This is a genomic window from Acidithiobacillus sp. M4-SHS-6 (assembly GCF_047421495.1).
GTDB lineage: Bacteria > Pseudomonadota > Gammaproteobacteria > Acidithiobacillales > Acidithiobacillaceae > Acidithiobacillus.
This window is the reverse complement of sequence record NZ_CP175559.1, coordinates 512,765-531,098: the sequence shown is the minus strand read 5'-3', so window position 1 is coordinate 531,098 and position 18,334 is coordinate 512,765. Positions and strand designations below refer to the sequence as shown.

The 18,334-nt window shown below is 46.6% G+C and carries 17 protein-coding genes; 2 read left to right on the top strand and 15 right to left on the bottom strand.

The window, feature by feature from the left end; translation table 11 throughout:
- The first annotated feature begins 154 nt into the window (after window positions 1–154).
- A complete protein-coding gene (locus ACJU26_RS02635) occupies window positions 155–679 on the top strand; it encodes an N-acetyltransferase family protein (RefSeq protein ID WP_414041007.1) in 525 nt (174 codons plus the stop codon).
- A 309-nt stretch (window positions 680–988) separates the two neighbouring features.
- Here ACJU26_RS02635 and ACJU26_RS02630 read toward each other — a convergent pair whose 3' ends face one another.
- Window positions 989–3,316 carry a TonB-dependent receptor gene (locus ACJU26_RS02630; protein WP_414041006.1) on the bottom strand — a complete coding sequence of 776 codons (2,328 nt, stop codon included), beginning with the start codon at window positions 3,314–3,316 and terminating at the stop codon, window positions 989–991.
- Between the two features lie 276 nt (window positions 3,317–3,592).
- Here ACJU26_RS02630 and ACJU26_RS02625 point away from each other — a divergent pair, with 276 nt between their 5' ends.
- Window positions 3,593–4,495 carry a LysR substrate-binding domain-containing protein gene (locus ACJU26_RS02625; protein ID WP_414041005.1) on the top strand — a complete coding sequence of 301 codons (903 nt, stop codon included), beginning with the start codon at window positions 3,593–3,595 and terminating at the stop codon, window positions 4,493–4,495.
- A 29-nt stretch (window positions 4,496–4,524) separates the two neighbouring features.
- Here ACJU26_RS02625 and ggt read toward each other — a convergent pair whose 3' ends face one another.
- The 14 genes from ggt to ACJU26_RS02555 all read right to left on the bottom strand — a co-directional run bounded on the left by ggt (window position 4,525) and on the right by ACJU26_RS02555 (window position 18,334).
- Entirely contained in the window at window positions 4,525–6,156 is a 1,632-nt protein-coding gene (gene ggt, locus ACJU26_RS02620) for a gamma-glutamyltransferase (protein ID WP_414041004.1), read from the bottom strand.
- Window positions 6,153–6,761, bottom strand: coding sequence for an NTP transferase domain-containing protein (locus ACJU26_RS02615; protein WP_414041003.1), 609 nt, complete (start codon window positions 6,759–6,761; stop codon window positions 6,153–6,155). The genes ggt and ACJU26_RS02615 overlap by 4 nt, the downstream gene beginning before the upstream one ends.
- 6 nt (window positions 6,762–6,767) lie before the next feature.
- Window positions 6,768–7,154, bottom strand: coding sequence for an oxalurate catabolism protein HpxZ (hpxZ, locus tag ACJU26_RS02610; RefSeq protein WP_414041002.1), 387 nt, complete (start codon window positions 7,152–7,154; stop codon window positions 6,768–6,770).
- 13 nt (window positions 7,155–7,167) lie between these two features.
- Window positions 7,168–8,565: an AtzE family amidohydrolase gene (locus ACJU26_RS02605; RefSeq protein WP_414041001.1), complete on the bottom strand. Its 1,398-nt coding sequence runs from the start codon at window positions 8,563–8,565 to the stop codon at window positions 7,168–7,170.
- The gene (locus ACJU26_RS02600; protein WP_414041000.1) at window positions 8,562–8,762 is read right to left on the bottom strand and encodes a DUF4089 domain-containing protein; all 201 of its coding nucleotides are present in this window, start codon (window positions 8,760–8,762) and stop codon (window positions 8,562–8,564) included. Before ACJU26_RS02600 ends, ACJU26_RS02605 begins: the two co-directional genes overlap by 4 nt.
- The gene (locus ACJU26_RS02595) at window positions 8,759–9,703 is read right to left on the bottom strand and encodes an XdhC family protein (protein ID WP_414040999.1); all 945 of its coding nucleotides are present in this window, start codon (window positions 9,701–9,703) and stop codon (window positions 8,759–8,761) included. The genes ACJU26_RS02600 and ACJU26_RS02595 overlap by 4 nt, the downstream gene beginning before the upstream one ends.
- Window positions 9,700–10,761, bottom strand: a complete 1,062-nt coding sequence (locus ACJU26_RS02590) for a ring-opening amidohydrolase (protein ID WP_414041912.1) — start codon at window positions 10,759–10,761, stop codon at window positions 9,700–9,702. The genes ACJU26_RS02595 and ACJU26_RS02590 overlap by 4 nt, the downstream gene beginning before the upstream one ends.
- Window positions 10,762–10,793: 32 nt before the next feature.
- Window positions 10,794–11,372 carry an ureidoglycolate lyase gene (locus tag ACJU26_RS02585; RefSeq protein ID WP_414040998.1) on the bottom strand — a complete coding sequence of 193 codons (579 nt, stop codon included), beginning with the start codon at window positions 11,370–11,372 and terminating at the stop codon, window positions 10,794–10,796.
- A gap of 20 nt (window positions 11,373–11,392) precedes the next feature.
- The gene (locus ACJU26_RS02580; RefSeq protein WP_414040997.1) at window positions 11,393–12,244 is read right to left on the bottom strand and encodes an FAD binding domain-containing protein; all 852 of its coding nucleotides are present in this window, start codon (window positions 12,242–12,244) and stop codon (window positions 11,393–11,395) included.
- On the bottom strand, window positions 12,237–12,695 hold the full coding sequence (locus ACJU26_RS02575; RefSeq protein WP_414040996.1) for a (2Fe-2S)-binding protein: 459 nt from the start codon (window positions 12,693–12,695) through the stop codon (window positions 12,237–12,239). Before ACJU26_RS02575 ends, ACJU26_RS02580 begins: the two co-directional genes overlap by 8 nt.
- Window positions 12,692–14,956 (bottom strand): xanthine dehydrogenase family protein molybdopterin-binding subunit, encoded by a 2,265-nt coding sequence (locus ACJU26_RS02570; protein ID WP_414040995.1) that lies wholly within the window; start codon window positions 14,954–14,956, stop codon window positions 12,692–12,694. Before ACJU26_RS02570 ends, ACJU26_RS02575 begins: the two co-directional genes overlap by 4 nt.
- Window positions 14,957–15,044: 88 nt before the next feature.
- Window positions 15,045–16,010: a phosphorylase gene (locus ACJU26_RS02565; protein ID WP_414040994.1), complete on the bottom strand. Its 966-nt coding sequence runs from the start codon at window positions 16,008–16,010 to the stop codon at window positions 15,045–15,047.
- A 15-nt stretch (window positions 16,011–16,025) separates the two neighbouring features.
- Complete coding sequence (locus ACJU26_RS02560; RefSeq protein ID WP_414040993.1) at window positions 16,026–17,057, bottom strand: adenosine deaminase; 1,032 nt, start codon at window positions 17,055–17,057, stop codon at window positions 16,026–16,028.
- Window positions 17,058–17,101: 44 nt separating this feature from the next.
- A complete protein-coding gene (locus ACJU26_RS02555; protein WP_414040992.1) occupies window positions 17,102–18,334 on the bottom strand; it encodes an amidohydrolase family protein in 1,233 nt (410 codons plus the stop codon).

Sequence of the window (18,334 nt, the reverse complement as noted above, 5' to 3'; positions counted from 1 at the left end):
CGCGCGTCACTGGCGCGACGCTGAGAATGGGACATATTTGGGATATCGTCATTATCAGTGGTGATAAGTATCAAATAATTACACCACTCGCGCTCGGGGCACCAATTGCGAAGCACTCACCAACTATTTATTACAGCACAAGGTAAACGCAGCGATGCCAGCAAACACCACTCAAATTCGTAATGCCGTCATTGAAGATGCTCCAGCCATTGCACGAGTCCATGTCCATAGCTGGCAAAAAGCTTATGCTCATCTTTTTTCTTCGAAAGATTTAGAACAAATGTCTATACCCGAAAAGACAAAACTATGGAAGAAATCCATGGACCAAGGTTTGCTCCACACCTTGGTCGCAGAATCTAATAAACAGATAATTGGATTCATCTCTGTTGGCCCTGAACGCCAAACAAACAGTTCATCATCAAATCGCGAAGTATGGGCCTTCTATGTTCTTCCAGAGCACTGGTCTACAGGGGTCGGGCAGTCCCTTTGGCTGGAGGCACAAAAAAAATTGATCGCACAGGGTACCAAAAATATCATCCTTTGGGTTTTCATCAACAATCCTCGAGCAAGAAGATTTTATGAAGCTGCAGGCTTTACTCCGGAACCCAACAGTATACAGCAATTTGAATTGAGTGGAGTTACATTAGAAGAAATTCGTTATACCCATAACCTGGGTTAAGAATACCCTTATTCATTGCTCACTATTACCGACAATAAAGCGTTACCCCAACGAGCAGGTTCCCATGAATTAACCTCATTATGAAATCTCAGTCACCCATTGATGAATGCCGCAGCTTCTCACAAATTATCAGGGATAAAAGATTTATTCTCTACTCTCCGGCCTGATACTCAGCAAGAGGTGCATGCTGCCTTTGGGCATAGGCCTTCATTCAGGTATTGCATTTCCTTGTCCCACGCTTTGATTCCTTTAGCAGCTGTCCACTCTTGCTTCATTTGTTGCGGACCTATGTATTTCCTATCGAGGACTTTAAAACACCATCTTTACTGTACCAAAGAAGGAGCGGGGCATCATGGGTTCGGCCTCCAGGTAATTCCCAGAAAACCCGTTAATATATGGGAATTGTTTTTCCAAAACCGATGCTTCGGAATTCAATAAGTTTACCCCGCTTAAACTCAGGGTCACATTTTTGATACCATACTGATGAATTGCAAAGGTGTGCGCGATGTTGAAATTCATTGTGGCATAGGCAGGCATGCTCAAGTGAGTAGGCGCACCCGTGCTTGCCTCAATATATTGTGGACCTACCAAATTACCATAAAGCCTGGCGCTTGTATCCATATAATGCCCAAGAATACCCACTCCGGCAAGATATGTAGGCGTATTTGGACGTGGCTCACCAATACTGGTTGATACACCATATTGACTGGATGAATCAGACGTATATTTTGCTTCCTGAATGGAATAATTTCCATACAATGACAAATAAGCATCCAGAGCATAAGCCGTGGCAATATTAATTCCTTGATATTGTGATGATCCAATATTGTATTCATATGTCAATCCGGTATTGGTATCATAATAAGAACTAAAAGTATGTCCAAAATCAGACCGATAAAAAGAAATACTGGCATCTACTGGCCCCTTGTTATACGCCATACCAAACTGATAGGTGTTAACCACCTCTGGCTTGATGGTCACAGGGGTTGCTGGGGAGGTTGCAGTGGCATTACTATCCGCTGCATAAAATGCTGTAATGTTTGGATATTTATACCCCTTTGCATAATTGGCATACAACGTGACTGCCTTTAGTGGCTTATACTGAACACCTACATAAGGACTCACCTCGCTATAAGTTCTGCCACTGGTAGCGCCCACCGTATAATAATATCCTGGAACATCATTAATATGCGTAGAAATTGTTTCATATTTTATACCAGGGGTAATCGCAAAATTACTGGTAGGTTTGATCTTTGCCTGGGCATAAATTTTCCCATAAATTCTCCAACCATGCTCATCCCATAGATTGTTATACCCCGGCACTTCTGGCACATTAGGAGAACCATAAACATAGTTACGAGAATTATACGTAGAAACAACACCAAGTCCACCGGCCTTCAGATTGACATAACGATTAAACCACTCAAAGGACGGATTAAATCCAAAGGTATTCGTTGTATAAGTATAACTATGATAGTTATCGCCATTAATCGTCTGTGCCTGACAAGCCGGAGAATCATTCCCCATAAAATCATTCCCTGAATATTGGCAAACAGTTTCTGCAGGATTTAGATAAAATGTGACGAAACTGTTATATTGAGAATTCGCATCGGGATTTACATACTCAAGCCTATGAGAATTGGTATAAGCATAAAATCCTTTGAAGCCAAATACTGAATGTGCAGAAATGAGCGTTTTGTTTTGCAGGATTGCCATCATATGCTCAGCCTGGCTGTTTGCATAGGTGAAAGATGTAGGCCACTGATAATATGGTCCATACTGGTCAAGCAAAGCTTTAGGCATACGTGCTGCTGTAGCTCCTTGATTCTTGTTCAGCAAAAAAATCAAAGACCATTTAGATGTTGGAGAGATTTGTGGCAAATCATAAGCAGCGTAATAGGAGTATTCACGGTCCGGGCTATGATCCAGATAACCACCCGTCTGACGGGACGAAAATCTCAACAAAAGATTACCATAACCAGTAGTCGATCCTGTATTGATTTCTGCGCCATAATTACGTGTATCAAATGATCCATATCCCCCAAATACAGACTCATACTGCTTGGATGAAGGTACTAATGGTAAATAATTAATATTACCACCTATCGCACCCACGGCATTTACATCCGGGGGAGGGGTACCGTAGATCACCTGAATGCCGGATGTTTCTCCCAAGGTTACCGGTATCAGATTGGTCAAATCGGCATAGTTGTTATTACCGCCAGATAAACCTCCATTGAAAAGATCGGCAATGGGTAAATTGTCAAATGTATAACCGACCTGAGTCTGCGAGAACCCTCGCACTGAAATATGGGTTTTTACTCCTATGGGATTTGTACTTGTGGCGTTGATTCCAGGCACAAAACTCAGAATCGTAGAAGCATTCTGCGTAGACTCCTGACCATGGAGAAACTTTTTTGGGATCAGGGCCGTTTCCGCCCCATATACTGGTTTCACTTTGGTCAGTGCAGCCTTATCAACCATACGCAACAAATCTTTTGATACCTGCTTTATTTTATAAACTTTTTTGGTCGGGGTTACACTGGTAGCAGCTTGAACTGGTAAAAAACCGCTACCCAACAAGCCCGCTGCTACCAAGATACTCTGCCGAAGCAGTCGTTTTTGAGGTTTAGTCATTATAATTTACTCCTGTCATTTACAAAGCTATTCTATTTAAGCAGCATACATGCCAGCTTTATATCTGTTCACCCTGGCGTATCCATCTCACTGAAGAGATATATTTCGCATTGTTTTAGTGCATAAGATCGTAGTCTGCACCAAAATAATGCATGTCTCCCGCTTGATCATATGATCACCATGGTGGCTTGAGGTAATTGTGTTATAGTAAAGTGTCCGTTTATAGTGCTGTTTTCTTGATTAACCGTTCACAAAAAATCAACATGAGGTCTCTTGATGAAACACCTAAGACTTTTCAAATATGTGGACGCCGTTGTCCGTGAAGGTTCGGTCAGACGGGCTGCGGATAAATTACACATCACTGCTTCTGCTTTGGATCGGCGGATTCAGGATTTGGAAGACGAACTGGGAGCAAGCATTTTCGAGCGTCACCCCCGTGGGATGCGACTCTCTGCGGCAGGTGAAGTTTTTTTGGTCTATGTGCGCAAACACTTATCGGACATGCAACGCTTACATTCAGAAATAGATAGCCTGAATGGCTTACGACGTGGGCAAGTTTCCTTGGCGGTTAGCCCGGCCTTGGCTCGAGAGTTTATCCCACGAATCATTAATAACTATCGTGCCCGGTATCCGGGTGTTTCTTTCGCGGTGAATGTTGCCAAACATGCGGATGCCATCCGCGCCTTGTTGGCTTTTGAGGTGGATCTCGTCGTGATTGTGGCCCCCCCACGCCATCCTGATGTCATTGATCTCGCCATATCCGAGCAGCCCCTGGTTGCTACTATGGATAGTCAACATCCTTTAGCACAAAAAGAGGTGCTCCGTTTCAGCGATTGTGTGCAATACCCACTGGTCATTCCGGCGCGAGGACTCACCTCCCGAGAAATGCTGGAGCCCGCCTTGCATGGTGTCGCTTCGGAAATTCAAATAGCCGCCGAAACCAATTCATATGAAATCATGCGAGGAATGCTGCAACATACTGAAAATATTGGTTTTGTAATTTCAACGGGCATTCCCAAAAATCAGACTAATAAATATATTGTTTACAAGGCTATTTCAGCATTAGATATACGTCCGGTACCTCTCGTGTGCGCACAACTCAAAAGTCGAGGAATCTCTGTTGCTGCAGCCCGTTTTTCCAATTGTATTGCTGAAGAACTGAATGAAATTTCCACATGAATTATTGGTAGAGAAACAATCTTCATTCCTCAAATATCTACGCCCATCACGCCTCCATCACTACGGGGATCGGTTGCAGCAGCAAAGTTGGAGTTTGCCCCATTCGAAAGACCGACCATACCGGCGTGGCCCATGACATCACTATAATCTGGCACCCAAGAAACCTGGTGTCCCCACTTCTGCAAGTCGCCATATACCTGCTTCGCATATCGGTGTTCCAGACGCAACCCAGCATTGCTCTCTCCCCAGGTACGGCCGTACAGCCATCGAGGACTAGCTATTGCTGCTTCCAGCGATAAGCCAAAGTGTTTGGCCCGCATGAGAATGGCAGCCTGAGTCTGAGGTTGCCCATCTCCCCCCATGGTGCCATAAGCTAAATGCACACGCCCATTTTCCGCATACATAGCCGGATTCAAGGTATGGAAAGGACGCTTGCCGGGTTCCAGAACATTTATGTGACCAGGAATCAATGAAAAAGCACAGCCACGGTTGTTCCACAGCACCCCAGTGTCACCTGCCACCACACCACACCCAAATTCATGGTAAAGACTTTGAATAACACTGACCATACGACCTTCGGCATCGACAACGCCAAACCATACCGTATCGCCATCACCAGCACCAATGGCAGGAGATGGTCGAACATGACGCGGCTCAATAAGGGCGGCCATGTCATCCAGAAAGTCTTTTTCTAACATGGAAGACAAATCAAAATCATGAAAATGGGGATCCGCTATGACCTGATCTCGCCTCTTAAAAACCTGCTTCGTAATTTCTACACTGTAATGAATAAATTCGGCACCCAAATGATCTTCAAAACTCCCTTTAAAGCGATCTAAAAGTGCCAGAATCATGAGTGAAGCTAATCCCTGGGTAGGCGCGGGTAAGTTCAACGCTTCTCCCTGGCCAAAACCAACCCGTAATGGCTCCACCCATTCAGTTTTAAAGTCGATCATGTCTTGTTCGGTTAAAAGGCTACCCGAAGCACGTAAACTTGTGATCATCTTTTTTGCTAGTTGACCTTCATAAAAACTCTCGGAGCCTTTTTCCGCTATCTCTTGCAAGGTGTTACCTAGCGCTCGTTGGGACCAGATCGTACCCGGTCTGGAGACCTCGTCACCCGGTAGATAGATATGACTGAACCCCGGTTGTTTACATAAAACTGGCGCATAATGTGCTAAGGTGGCACTTTGATTAGAGCTGATCGGAAAACCGCGAAGCGCATGTTGATAAGCATTTTCCAGAAGATCTCCCCAAGACAATTTCCCATGCCAGAAACTCTTGGAATAATCATAGGCAGCCCCCCAACCAGCAACAGCCCCAGGAACCGTCAATGCAGATCTGCCCCCCCGAAAAGGAATCTCGTGCACTTGCGTATCCAAAAAAGTACGTGCGGAATAATAACGTCCGGCCGGACCTGCAGCCGCCAACCCCTTCACTGTTTCTGAATTTCCATCGGAAATCAGCCAGAATGCATCACCACCCAATCCGTTCATATGGGGATACACGACAGCCAAAGTCGAGCCAACGGCAATGGCTGCTTCAATGGCATTTCCACCGCCTCGCAGTACATCTGCACCGGCTTCCGCTGCAAGAAAATGAGGAGCACTGACCATACCGCCTGTTGCTTGGGCAAATTGTGGAAGCGTAATAACCGTCATGGTAATCTCCTGGTCCGGATACGAGCGGAACACCACTCCCTCTGCGTATCAAGTCGAGAAAATGAATGATCTATCCGCCCTTTCAGACGTATATATTGTTCTGAAGACAAGTAATTGAGCTGCCTATCCAAACGTGCATCAGAATTCGTGCACGGTAGTTCTCGCAGGTTTCGCGCCATAAAGACCGATAATATCAACGGATGCCCCCCACGCCCACGATCGTTGACCATGTTGGCAGCCGCAATCGTCTTGTTCTGCATGACGCGCCGCAAACGCTGCAAATCACTCACCGATGGCAATACCGTATCTGTTTGTACAACCAATACAGGTTTACGCATGTTTTGCAAGGCTCGTTGCAATGTACTGAATGGCCCCTCACCTGCTTTAAAATGGTGGCGAAGTGTGACACGACGATGTAAGCAAAGATGCACTCGTCGTGGACGATAACCAGTCACTACAATAATGGGCGCAAAACCCGCGTGCTCCAGCCGATCTACCTGGCGATCAATCCAGGTACGCGCATCATCGGGAACCTTTCGGCAAGACTTGTGCTGAACTCCCGAACGGGCGGACCGACCACCGGCCAGGATGACGGCACAAGCCATACAAGCTTATGTGTTTTTCGGCATCAAACTGACATGGGCAGCCACCACTCGCCAACCCTCTGGCGTACGCAGCCAGGTCTGGCTTTGCCGACCATGCACCTGATCACGGCGAAATTCCGTATTTGCTGTTGCAAAATCATGGCCATAGGTGGTTATAGTGGTATGAATCAATTCGCGATTCAGCGCTGGAGCCGGACGAGTCGCCCGAAAATCAGCGATGGCTGCATAACCATAGAGATTTTCAGCCACACCGTAACGCAGGGTATGCTCACTATTCCAGAACAACTCATCCAGTACTGCCACATCATTTTCCACCAAGGCCTTTTCGTAACGTAGAAAGACTTCCTGCACTTCTTTGAATACTGCCGGCGCATTAATTTCGACATAACTCATAGGGGGGTTCCTTTTAGTTTTGTGGAAGAGGACTGGTAAAACCGGATAACTCAAGATATCGTGCGGCCCTTAATGCTTTCTTTTCCTGCCAGGGCGCCGCGACAATCTGGACACCAATGGGCATGGCTCCAGGTGTAGATACGGGTACTACCACTACTGGTAAGCCAATAAATGAAAGGGGTTGGGTGTACAGACCCAAATGCGGGCGGACAAGCATGGTTTCGCCATCCAGCTCCATGGATCTCTGGCCTATCAGCGGCGCGGGCATGGGCGTAGCAGGTGCAATCAACAAATCATATTTTGTAAAAATCTTTTGCAACTCTCTGCGATAGTAGCTGCGAAACCGCTGCGCTTGAATCACCCAGGAGGCCGGCAGCAAAGCTCCTGCGAGCATACGATCACGTACGTCTGGATCATAGTCTGCTGCATATTGGCGCAACCGTCCCAGATGTAAATTACTACTCTCGGCATTGGTAATCAGATAGGCGGCCGCACGAGCTTGCGCTGCACCGGTAATTTCTATTTCCTGAGACACCCCAAGACAGTCTATGACTTTTTGCACAGCTTGCTCTGCTGCCTCGGTGGCCTGTTTACGGAAATAACCTCCTGCAAGCGCAATTTTCAGACCGGCGATACCATCATCAAGAGCATCACTGGTCGCCTCACATTCCCGTTGAGCAGATACAGGGTCTCTGGGATCATGGCCCTGCAACACATCGTATACCACGGCCAAATCCGGTACGTTACGTGACATAGGCCCCACATGATCGAGGCTGGGACAAAAAGGAAATGTTCCCGCACGTGACAAACGCCCATAAGTGGGTTTAAGACCAAAAATTCCGCACAACGACGAGGGCACACGGATAGAGCCGTTGGTATCTGACCCTAAAGCAATCGGTACCATCCCACCAGCTACTGCTGCACCACTCCCGCCACTGGATCCACCGGTCATCCGGGACAGATCGTGGGGATTACGGGATGGGCCATAATGTACATTTTCCCCCGTAAAATCATAGGCATATTCTCCCATATTCAGTCCTCCCAGCAGGATGGCACCAGCGCCATTCATTTTTTGGATCAGCGTAGCATCCGCCATGGCTGGAGGGTCTTGACGATTGATTTTGGAACCCGCCAAGGTCACCTGACCTTCCATATCAAAGAGATTTTTAACTGCGAATGGCACCCCTGCCAAGGCGCCAGGATCTTCAGCTCGAGCAATTTTTTGATCTACCTGTTCGGCTTCATAGAAGGCTCTTGCCTCAGTTATATGGGTGAAAGCATTGAGTTGAGTGTTTTTGGATTGAATATACTGCAAGGACTCTTCAACCACCTCAACCGCTTTCCATTCACCAAGACGCACTCTTCGAGCAATTTCTCGAGCATCAGAAAAACTATGAAATAAATCGCTCATGGCTGAAACACCGTAGCCAGATCCTCGGTAATATCCAGGGGACAGGCTTCAAGAATCTCCGCAAGACGTGCACTGATATAAAAATAATTGCGAATATCTGGGTACCACGCGGCTTCTACCGTCAAGTCCATAGTTTCAAAAGTAACCTGCATGTATTGCTCAACTACCGCCTCGCTGAGAGGCCTTAAAGTATTCATGAAAATACTCCTTTATGGCGTAACTGTAACAACTCTGCCAGAATGCTGACAGCAATTTCTAATGGTTTTTTGCCCATTCCTGGCAAACCCATCGGCATGTGTAAATTATCTGGAATAGGGCGAGACGCACGAATAAGCTGATGTCTAAAGCGCGCCGCCTTGGATTGACTGGCAATAACACCAAGATACAACAGTGGCTGGTCGGTAAAATATTCCATTAAAGCATAATCCAGCGCATGACTATAGGTCATAATCAAAACAATATTGGCACATTTCAGTTTCTGAAAATCTCTTTGATCACAGCTAGTTGTCAATACAACATCCTCTGGGAAATCGGCGGGATTTGTCCATTCCGGCCGATCATCATAAAGCGTGATCTGAAAATCCAATCCAACAGCAAGACGAGTAAGAGCTCGTCCGACATGCCCAGCACCAAAAATCCATACGGTCTGTCGCTGAGGTGCAGGAAGCAAGAAATAATTACCATCTGCAGAAAATTCCGGAACGACAGACTTTTCTAGTAAGTTGAGTACGTTGGAATCACCCATTCTCTGACCCTGGGAGGAAATTCCTGCTATCAAATGCAAATAACCGTACTTATCCACCTGATAAGCGCGGGCTGCTCCTGGTGCATAAAGTTCCGCAAACAAAGGCTGTACAACGACTAAGGCGATAACAACACGACCACCACAGCATTGATCATCTTTTGCTCCCAAAACAAATTCGACACGTGCGGGCCAGTTTTTTTTATCGATATTCCGAAGGTAGTTGACAATAGCGTATTCCATATGGCCACCACCCACAGTACCCAATAAATCATCATCGTCACGTAAAGCGACACTTCCACCTATTGCCGTAGGGGCCGAACCCTGTACTTGCACGACCAAGGCCTCTCCGGTCACCCGCGTATGCTGTCGGGAAAGTTGTAGCAACGTATTCATGGGGCTACTCCGATTATCGCTACTGGACCACCACCCTGGGGCCCTTGATGTTCTGCACGCGTAGAAACGTAAACGCCGGTGTCTCCAAGGACTCCAGCCAACTGTGCTGCGACGACACAACGGGAATAGCGCATATCCGAAATATCGGCATCCGTCCACATCGTATGACGCCGTTTCCTGATGCAATTCCCAGGATGGGCATCGGACTTAGCAAATACAGCCACAATTTTTCTGGAATCATCAGTTGTTAGCTGACCATTCCTGGGCTTTAATCCCAGTTTTTCAAGAACGGCATAAATACCCGGCACATCAATAATGTCTCGCATCAAACCATGAGCAATAACCAGATCACCCTCCCAGTAATCAGAATTAGCAAAAAGTATAATTTCAGAACGCGTCAAGAGAGGTTTTGCAGAGACACTTGCCCTACTGGAGTACAGAGACCAATCATTTTGAATAGACGCATCTGACAACTGATTCTCGGTTATCTCACCCAGCGCCAGGGCTACACCAAGGGCTGAGGCGGCTCGCGACCAGGCCATATCACAGCGGAGGGCTGTTTCGGGCAAAGAAACAGGAGGAATGGCTGCTTTAATTTGTACCAGATGCACATCATCAGCAGCAACCCGCAACTCCTGCATCAAGGTTTCCACTACTCGCGCAGTTTCATAAATCATGGCCATACGCCCTACTTCATCTGGCGAAAAAGTTCTGCTTAGTCCTGTTGTCAGAGCGAGCCTCTTGTTTGACAGTTTCATTGTCGAAGGCTTACCAGTTACAGAAAATACCAAAAGATGCGGTGCCGTTACCCCTTCACTTCCCCCCGAAAAAGACAACACGATTTTATCTTCGACCTGCTCTGGCTGACAATCCAGAAAAGGGGCCAGGAGATGACCAAGTGCCAAAATTGATAAGTTGCGAGTAAAATCATTTATTCCACCATTTCCCTCAGTCTTACCAATAATGGCAACAATATTCTGGGGACATATCTCCCCACGAGCAATGGCATCTGCCAAACCCGACATATCTGCTGGGCAGCGAGTAAAAAACCGGGCCACTTCAGTTCGCACGAGATTTTATCCCCCAATGCTTAAAACGGCACCTTCAGAGTCCGACCAGTACGACGACGAATATCAATTTTATAGACATCCCCTGCATCCATTTCATCTGCACTTTTGGCATTGGCTAGCGCGTGTACCACTTCAGCAGAATTCATGGTTAAAACCGTCACGGGATCAACGATGGCCATAGGAAAATCATGCCAGGTACCCGCATGAATCATGACGCCATGACCCGCTGGTATCCGAAAAGCGCACACCTCTTCCAAGCAGGGGACATCGTGTCCGGTAGCTTGATTCGGTTTACCTAACACCATGGCAAATGGTGACGTGCCAAGCCCAACAAAAATTTGTGTCATGTTCAAATGACGTTCCAACCATGTGATTTCCGGACTACGATGTGAAATACGAGCGGTACGCACCACCGCTTGTCCAGTATACTTAAAATCCAGATTCTGACCCTCTTCAACGCTCCCTTTATAAAATGGAATACTCAGCCCTGGACGATATACGGTTTCAGCAATCATCACTCCATAGTCCTCCAAATTTTCTGCAGTGGCATCCACAAAAGGAACTTCCATCACTGTACTATCATCTATTTTCTCGCTCATATTCATATCCTCTCTGTCACTTATTCAATGTGTTGAAGGGCATCCCAGACCAGACGGGAAGTTATTTCTAGGCGATATTCTGCGCTTGAGCGAATATCATCTACTGGTGCGATATCACGAATTACTTTTTCCCTTATTACTGACTCATCAATCTGCGCTATCATCTTGCCCTGTAAATATTGACTTACCCTGGGCAGGGTACATGGAATTGCGGCCACACTAGCAATACCGAACCGGGCCTGAGCAATTGTCTTATCCATGGCAATCTGAAAACAGGCAGCAACACCTACTTTTGCAATGGCCTGCGCGGCACGGGTACCTACTTTACGGTAAAAGCTGATGGTTTTACCTGGAGGAAAAGGAATATGTACCGCAACGAGTAATTCACCAGCTGCCAAAGCGGTTTTGCGATATGCGACATGAAAGGATGCATAGTCCATGATGCGTGATCCCTGTGGCCCCGCGATTTCAAGACTGGCCCCATATGCCAGTAATACGGGGGCATTATCTGCTGCGGGTGAGGCATTACAGAGATTCCCGCCCAGAGTGGCACGATTCTGAATAGGTGCAGCGCCGGTCACTGCTGCAGAAGCAGCCAACATAGGCCAGAATTTTTGCACTGATGGATGGCGTCGCAAAGCGCTCAGATTCACCCCCGCTCCGATGCGAATACCCTTGTCATGAATTTCGATCACTTTTAAATCCTGGATGGCGCTCAAATCTAGCCAATCCCTGTTGTTTTGCTGCGCATTCAATCGCTGTGCCACCATGACATCCGTGCCCCCAGAAATGATCTGATAAGAGCCTACGGGCATCTTTGTAAGTAAATTTATTGCCTCACCCACCTGGTGAGGACGTACCCATTCAACCATGAGCAGCTCCTGTGGCAACTTGAAGAACCGCTTCGTAAATGCGACCATACCCTGTACACCGACATAAATTCCCACTGAGCCCCCAACGTATTTCTTCTAGCGTAGGCTGCGGATGCTCATTCAGCAATGCTGTGGCGGCAATCATCATGCCCGGGGTACAAATTCCACATTGTGCTGCAAAACAAGCATGGAAAGATGCCGCTAATGGACTGTCAGCAGGTAATCCTTCTATCGTCACAATGTCCGCATTTTCCATTTGCCCCAGAGGAAGCAAACAACTGTTGGCCACCTGACCATTGATTAAAACTGCACATGCCCCGCACTCACCCTCGCCACAGCCCTCTTTGGTCCCTTTCAAGCCGAGTTCACCGCGCAATACATCCAGGAGACGGCTATCTGGCGTTGCCTGCACTTGCACTTTCCGGCCATTAATCTGCATGGTTACTGTCATTGGGAATCTCTCTCTGTACATGTCAGTTTCATAAGCATTTCCGGCATCGCGGGTATCTGATCAATTTTAACTTTCATCGCCTGTTGAATCGCATTCACTATTGCCGGTGCCGGACCATCCATGGGTAGTTCTCCTACCCCCTTGGCACCTTTGGGACCGGCGCCCAAACCTTTCTCCATCAGTACCACTTGTAAAGGTCTGATATCCGCAGTGGTCGGTATGATATAATTTGCCAGTCGATCATTGGCCATCACCCCGACATCGTTCCAAAGTACATTTTCATAGAGGGCATAACCAATACCCTGCACCACCCCCCCTTCGATCTGCCCCTGTACAATTTGCGGATGTACCGCATGCCCGATTTCCTGGGCAGCAGTAAAATTCAGAATGCGGGTTTCACAAGTTAATTTGTCAATTTCCACTTCAGCAATATACGCAGCCCATGCATAGCTGGCATAAGCACGGCCCGCGAACTTTTTTTCATCCCACAGCATATTTGAAGGAGGTTGATAGCTAGCCGTCACCAGCAAATCTTTTTTAGACTCCAACATCCGGAGACAAGCCTCAGCAAATTCTTCAGATGTATATATCTCGGCAAGGCCGCCTTCATGCATTAATTTCTGCAATAACAGCTTTGCTGCTTTTTCAATTAATTCGCCAACCACCATACAGGTGCGAGATGCAACGGTTGGGCCGGAATTTGGCACTCTCGTCGTATCCGTTTGCGCCAGACGAACCATGCGCATGGGTAATTGCAAAGCCTCAGCAGCGATTTGTACCAAGGTAGTCGCGGCACCCTGGCCCATTTCCGTATTGGAACAAAGAATCTCTACCTGACCATTGGCATGAGCTTGCAATAATACCCGCGAGGCCAGATATAATTCTCCATTACCGGTAAAACCCGCTCCGTGAGCAAAAGTTGCTAAACCAATGCCGCGAACCGTACTGTGGTTTTCGGTATTCCAGCTGCGAAATTCGCGCTGACGTTCATAATACTGACTCACTTGGAGTGCTTCTTCAAGAATGTCTTGAGCAAAGCAATCTTCTTGAAGCAGATCACCTGTAGGACTGATGTCCCCACTCCTTAACAAATTTTTCCGACGCAACTCTGCGGGATCCATGTCTAACTTTGCGGCGAGGCGATCCATTCCAACTTCCAGTGCAAAAATACTCTGCGGGGCACCAAACCCGCGAAATGCACCAAAAGGAGGGTGATTAGTAGCCACGGCACGGCCCCTAATCCGAATATTATCACAGCGGTAAGGACCTGCAGCATGAATAACTCCCCGAGATAAAACTACTGGGCTCAGGGTTCGATAAGCGCCTCCATCTATGGCAAAATCCATATCAATAAATTGAAGTTCTCCCGCGCGGTTTGCGCCAAGGCGAAGTACAGTGCGGGATGGATGCCGTTTAGGAGTAACCCGCATATCCTCACCGCGCTCATAAATCAGCTTAACCGGTAGACCGCCTGATTTAAGTGCCAGTAGAGCAGCATGGCAAGCGATTATAGAAGGATAGTCTTCTTTACCACCAAAGGCACCTCCAGTTGTGGTTTGCACAACGCGCAACTGATCCTTATTTAAACCCGTACATTGTTCCAAAGCATCCAACACGTAATAGGGGCATTGCATGGAACCATCGATTCTCAAGACACCATCATCCTGAAGGATTGCAATCATTCCTTGAGGTTCTATATAAAGTTGCTCCTGAGAAGGAGTAACAAAGCATCCATCGATAAAACACTCAACTTCTTCAAAGGCCTTATCAACGTCACCCTTTTCAAGAAGATAATCCGTATAAATATTATCTGGGGTAATCTGAGTTTCAGCGCAGAGTGCTTCATCAATATCAAAAATCGGATGTGCGAGAGGAACTTCATGAACACGAATGTGGGATAAAGCTTTTTTAAGCATATCCGGTTCAGGATGAGCCAACAAAGCTAATGCCTCCCCCGCGTGGCGAAAGACCCGATCAACTAATACAGGCTGATCATTTTCCAGCAGTTTAACGGCATTAACTCCAGGAATATCTTTTGCCGTGACAATAATAAATTCAGACCAGTCCAGCGCTGGATCAAAAACGACTTCTTCAACAATACCTCCAGCACATGCAGTTCGCAATGTCGCTGCATAAATAACATCACTTAATACTATGTCATCAACATACACCGCCGTACCGAAGATCTTAGATAGACCATCTACGCGTTTTGGTTGCGCCGTGTTGTCTACTGCGCAAGGACTACCCGGAAAACTAGCCATGATAAGAATCCCGATTAAAAGTACTTCTAAAACACTGTCGACCTGATATCATCTTATTTATTTAGAATGTGATTAATCACTGCCTTGGTCACCATGACGGTGTTTTTTCAGCCAGTTCGCTGGCATAAAGGTCACCGGTTTTCCATATTTGTTCCTCGGTTTTTCCAGGTGGCGGAATATCGATATCAGATATACCACGAATAGACAGGTAATGATTTTCCAATCCAAATCGGTACAACGCAGCGATATCACCCAGGTCTTCCATGGCCGTATTGGTATAGGCAGCTTTTCCATGAGTATAGAGATGGACGATTTTTTCTGCAATAGACTGATTTTCCCTACCTATCCAAAAATCATCGCCCGTAATCGTTGCCCCAACCATGATTTTAGGTTGAGTAGAAATGGAAAAAGTGTTATCCAGTTTTTTGGCCCCGGGCGTATTCAACAGCTTTGTGCCGGCGGACGCCCTCACCGCCATACTCAAAATTTGAGGATTTATTTTATAGGCCAGATTTTCTTGTGTGTTTTGAGTATAATCAGCACAATCCCCGGGATGCGCATAATTACCGCAGCCTGGAGGTGCCCATGCCAGAGTTTTCTGATCATTCAAATAATGATGACCAAATGCCCATGAAATAATCCAGTTATTAATATAAACACTGCCCAGTGCGGAGCCTTTACTATCTACACCACCAGCAATACCACTACGAATGAATATGGTTTTACTCACGTTCAGATCGTGGTCTTTTACAATACTCGTCACCGTTATAGCCGCGTTCATCTCCCCTTCACCCGTTTCTGTCACACAAACCCCATGTTCATCACATATCAGCGGTCGATATTGTCCAGGGAAATTTATAGTTTTAAAATGATATGACTTTTGTTTTGTCCATGCGTGCCATTCTAGCGGAAATGCAGTCAACACAATCACCTCCGGTCTCATCACTGCAGAAGCCACACCTGTTGGATCCGCGATCGCCTCATTGCCAATCAAGGGGAGTCCAATCACGATTGATAGCACGCCTATTCTGATAGATTTAGTAATAAATTCCATAACCTCTCCCTTGTCCTATATTACAAACTTAAAGCTAGCAATATAACGCTCTAACCTGGCAAGCATACCTATTTTTTCGTCCCGGCTACAAAAAGAAGCCTCAATTGCATTTTTCTGGAGCAGAACTACGTCATTGAAATCGCGCTCTAGACAGTTTACCGTGCTGATGATGTTTTCATTCAGATAACCCCCGAAGTAAGCCGGATCATCGGAGTTAATGGTTACCTGTAGACCTGCATCCAATAAATTACCCATATTATGGGATTTTAGATTGGGGAAAACCTTGAGTTCCACATTGGAAAAAGGGCATACAGTCAGCGGAATACGCTCCCTCAATAATCGTTGAACCAGCCTGGGATCCTCCAGACAACGTACACCATGGTCTATACGTTCCACATCTAAGACATCCAAGGCTTCCCATATATATTCTGGAGGCCCCTCTTCTCCTGCATGTGCAACTCGATGCAGTCCCAGTGTCTTTGCTCTCTGAAACACCTCTTGAAATTTACGAGGAGGATTCCCAAGCTCTGCAGAATCCAAACCGATCCCGACAATATCACCAATCCGAAGGGCTTCATGGAGTAGACTAACTGTAGACTCTGCGTCACGGTCTCTTTCAAAACAGAGAATCATTGCACTACTTATCCCCCATTCGCATTCGGCTTCTTTGAGGGCCGAATGAATACCGCCTATAACTACTTCGAGAGCAACTCCATGTGACAGATGCGTCTGAGGGTCAAAAAATATCTCCGTATGCATTATTCCTAGCCGCTTGCAACGCTGCAGATAAGCTTGGGCCAATTCATAAAAATCACGTTCTTCACGTAAAACCAAGGTTCCGAGATAATAGACATCAAGAAAACTCTGCAGGTCATTGAACTGATAGGCCGCTCTCGTGCTTTCAATATCTTTGTAAGGTAAAGCTATATCATTACGCTGTGCGAACGTCAGTAACATCTCTGGCTCAAGGGTTCCCTCGATATGAAGATGTAATTCAACCTTGGGCATATGCTGCACGAAATTTGCAAGTTGTTTTTGGTCATTCATTCTGATACATGCTCCCTTTGTAAGAGCAAAAAATATATGGATATTCAGGCAACTCTTTCACCAGCCAACCAAGTTCCTTGAGGGCGCTTCTCTAACTCAGACATAGTTCCTTGAATACACTCATCGAACCACCCCTCCCATGACTGGTTGTGCTGCTTTGAAGGTAACAAAATAAAATCTGCTCTTTTCCCAGGGGTCAGATTTCCGGCTTGGAAATCGCGATCCATGGCCTCGGCACCAGCTAATGTGGCACGATAAAGTGCTTCTTGAAATGGGATTCTAATCCCCGCTGCATGGTGTAGCGCCATAAATCTTTGTATTACATGCAGCATGCTATGACTGGGGCCAGCACCAACATCTGTTGCCAATGCGTAAGGAATATTGTGTGCCCGTAATTTTTCTAGGGGCATCCGGCGATTTCCAAGTGCCTCGTTACTACTCGGACAGTGCGCCACCCATGAGCCACGCGTAGCCAGACATTGCCATTCGGCATCACACATTTCAATGCAGTGCCCAAGAATAGTTTTGGGAGTCAATAATCCTGCCCGATCATAGACATCGGTGTAGTTTTCGGCATCGGGAAACAGCTCTTTGACCCATGCCAGTTCAGCTTTTGATTCAGCCAGATGTGTTTGCACAAATGAACATGTTTCAGCAGCCAAGCTACCCAGCCAACGAAGCATATCCGCATTGAGATTAGGGGCAAAGCGCGGTGTCAACGCATAATGTTGTCGATCTGTTCGCGCCATGAATTCATTTAACTGAACAGGATCATGTAAACTGAAATCGGTTAAATCATTAGGGGCATTAACAGCCATCAACACATTGCCCACAACCCAGTCACCGCGCATTTTTTGCAAGGCGATCTCGGTTGCTGAGGCATGCGGACTGGAATAGCTCATTCCCATGACCGTGCCCACACGCAACATATCTGCGTAGAACTGCTCAGCCGCCAGAGTCGCTTTATCAGTATCAATATAGCGTGCTTCCTCTGGCCATATATAGTCTTTCAACCAGGTCAGTAATTCTCCTGAGTACTTACCTCTTACTTGATGCTGTACCCAATGCAGGTGCACATCGACAAATCCCGGTATTATCACGCCATCCAACTCTACAAGCTCAACCTTATGATCACAATTTTTAATTACATCACTAAAATTTCCTAACGACTTAATTATGCCATTTTCCATATAAAGCGCACCATCATCAAAGAAGTCAGAATCCATCCGCCTTTTGGGGTTGATAATTGACGCTCTAAAAAGCTTATTAATAGCCAT

Excerpts from the sequence above, each read along its gene's own strand:
- ACJU26_RS02605 (WP_414041001.1), bottom strand. The coding sequence starts at position 8,565 with ATGAGCGATTTATTTCATAGTTTTTCTGATGCTCGAGAAATTGCTCGA.
- ACJU26_RS02600 (WP_414041000.1), bottom strand. The coding sequence starts at position 8,762 with ATGAATACTTTAAGGCCTCTCAGCGAGGCGGTAGTTGAGCAATACATG.
- ggt (WP_414041004.1), bottom strand. The coding sequence starts at position 6,156 with ATGACGGTTATTACGCTTCCACAATTTGCCCAAGCAACAGGCGGTATG.
- ACJU26_RS02625 (WP_414041005.1), top strand. The coding sequence starts at position 3,593 with ATGAAACACCTAAGACTTTTCAAATATGTGGACGCCGTTGTCCGTGAA.
- ACJU26_RS02615 (WP_414041003.1), bottom strand. The coding sequence starts at position 6,761 with ATGGCTTGTGCCGTCATCCTGGCCGGTGGTCGGTCCGCCCGTTCGGGA.
- ACJU26_RS02570 (WP_414040995.1), bottom strand. The coding sequence starts at position 14,956 with ATGGCTAGTTTTCCGGGTAGTCCTTGCGCAGTAGACAACACGGCGCAA.
- ACJU26_RS02565 (WP_414040994.1), bottom strand. The coding sequence starts at position 16,010 with ATGGAATTTATTACTAAATCTATCAGAATAGGCGTGCTATCAATCGTG.
- hpxZ (WP_414041002.1), bottom strand. The coding sequence starts at position 7,154 with ATGAGTTATGTCGAAATTAATGCGCCGGCAGTATTCAAAGAAGTGCAG.
- ACJU26_RS02630 (WP_414041006.1), bottom strand. The coding sequence starts at position 3,316 with ATGACTAAACCTCAAAAACGACTGCTTCGGCAGAGTATCTTGGTAGCA.
- ACJU26_RS02595 (WP_414040999.1), bottom strand. The coding sequence starts at position 9,703 with ATGAATACGTTGCTACAACTTTCCCGACAGCATACGCGGGTGACCGGA.
- ACJU26_RS02585 (WP_414040998.1), bottom strand. The coding sequence starts at position 11,372 with ATGAGCGAGAAAATAGATGATAGTACAGTGATGGAAGTTCCTTTTGTG.
- ACJU26_RS02575 (WP_414040996.1), bottom strand. The coding sequence starts at position 12,695 with ATGACAGTAACCATGCAGATTAATGGCCGGAAAGTGCAAGTGCAGGCA.
- ACJU26_RS02560 (WP_414040993.1), bottom strand. The coding sequence starts at position 17,057 with ATGAATGACCAAAAACAACTTGCAAATTTCGTGCAGCATATGCCCAAG.
- ACJU26_RS02580 (WP_414040997.1), bottom strand. The coding sequence starts at position 12,244 with ATGGTTGAATGGGTACGTCCTCACCAGGTGGGTGAGGCAATAAATTTA.
- ACJU26_RS02555 (WP_414040992.1), bottom strand. The coding sequence starts at position 18,334 with ATGGCTATTAATAAGCTTTTTAGAGCGTCAATTATCAACCCCAAAAGG.
- ACJU26_RS02635 (WP_414041007.1), top strand. The coding sequence starts at position 155 with ATGCCAGCAAACACCACTCAAATTCGTAATGCCGTCATTGAAGATGCT.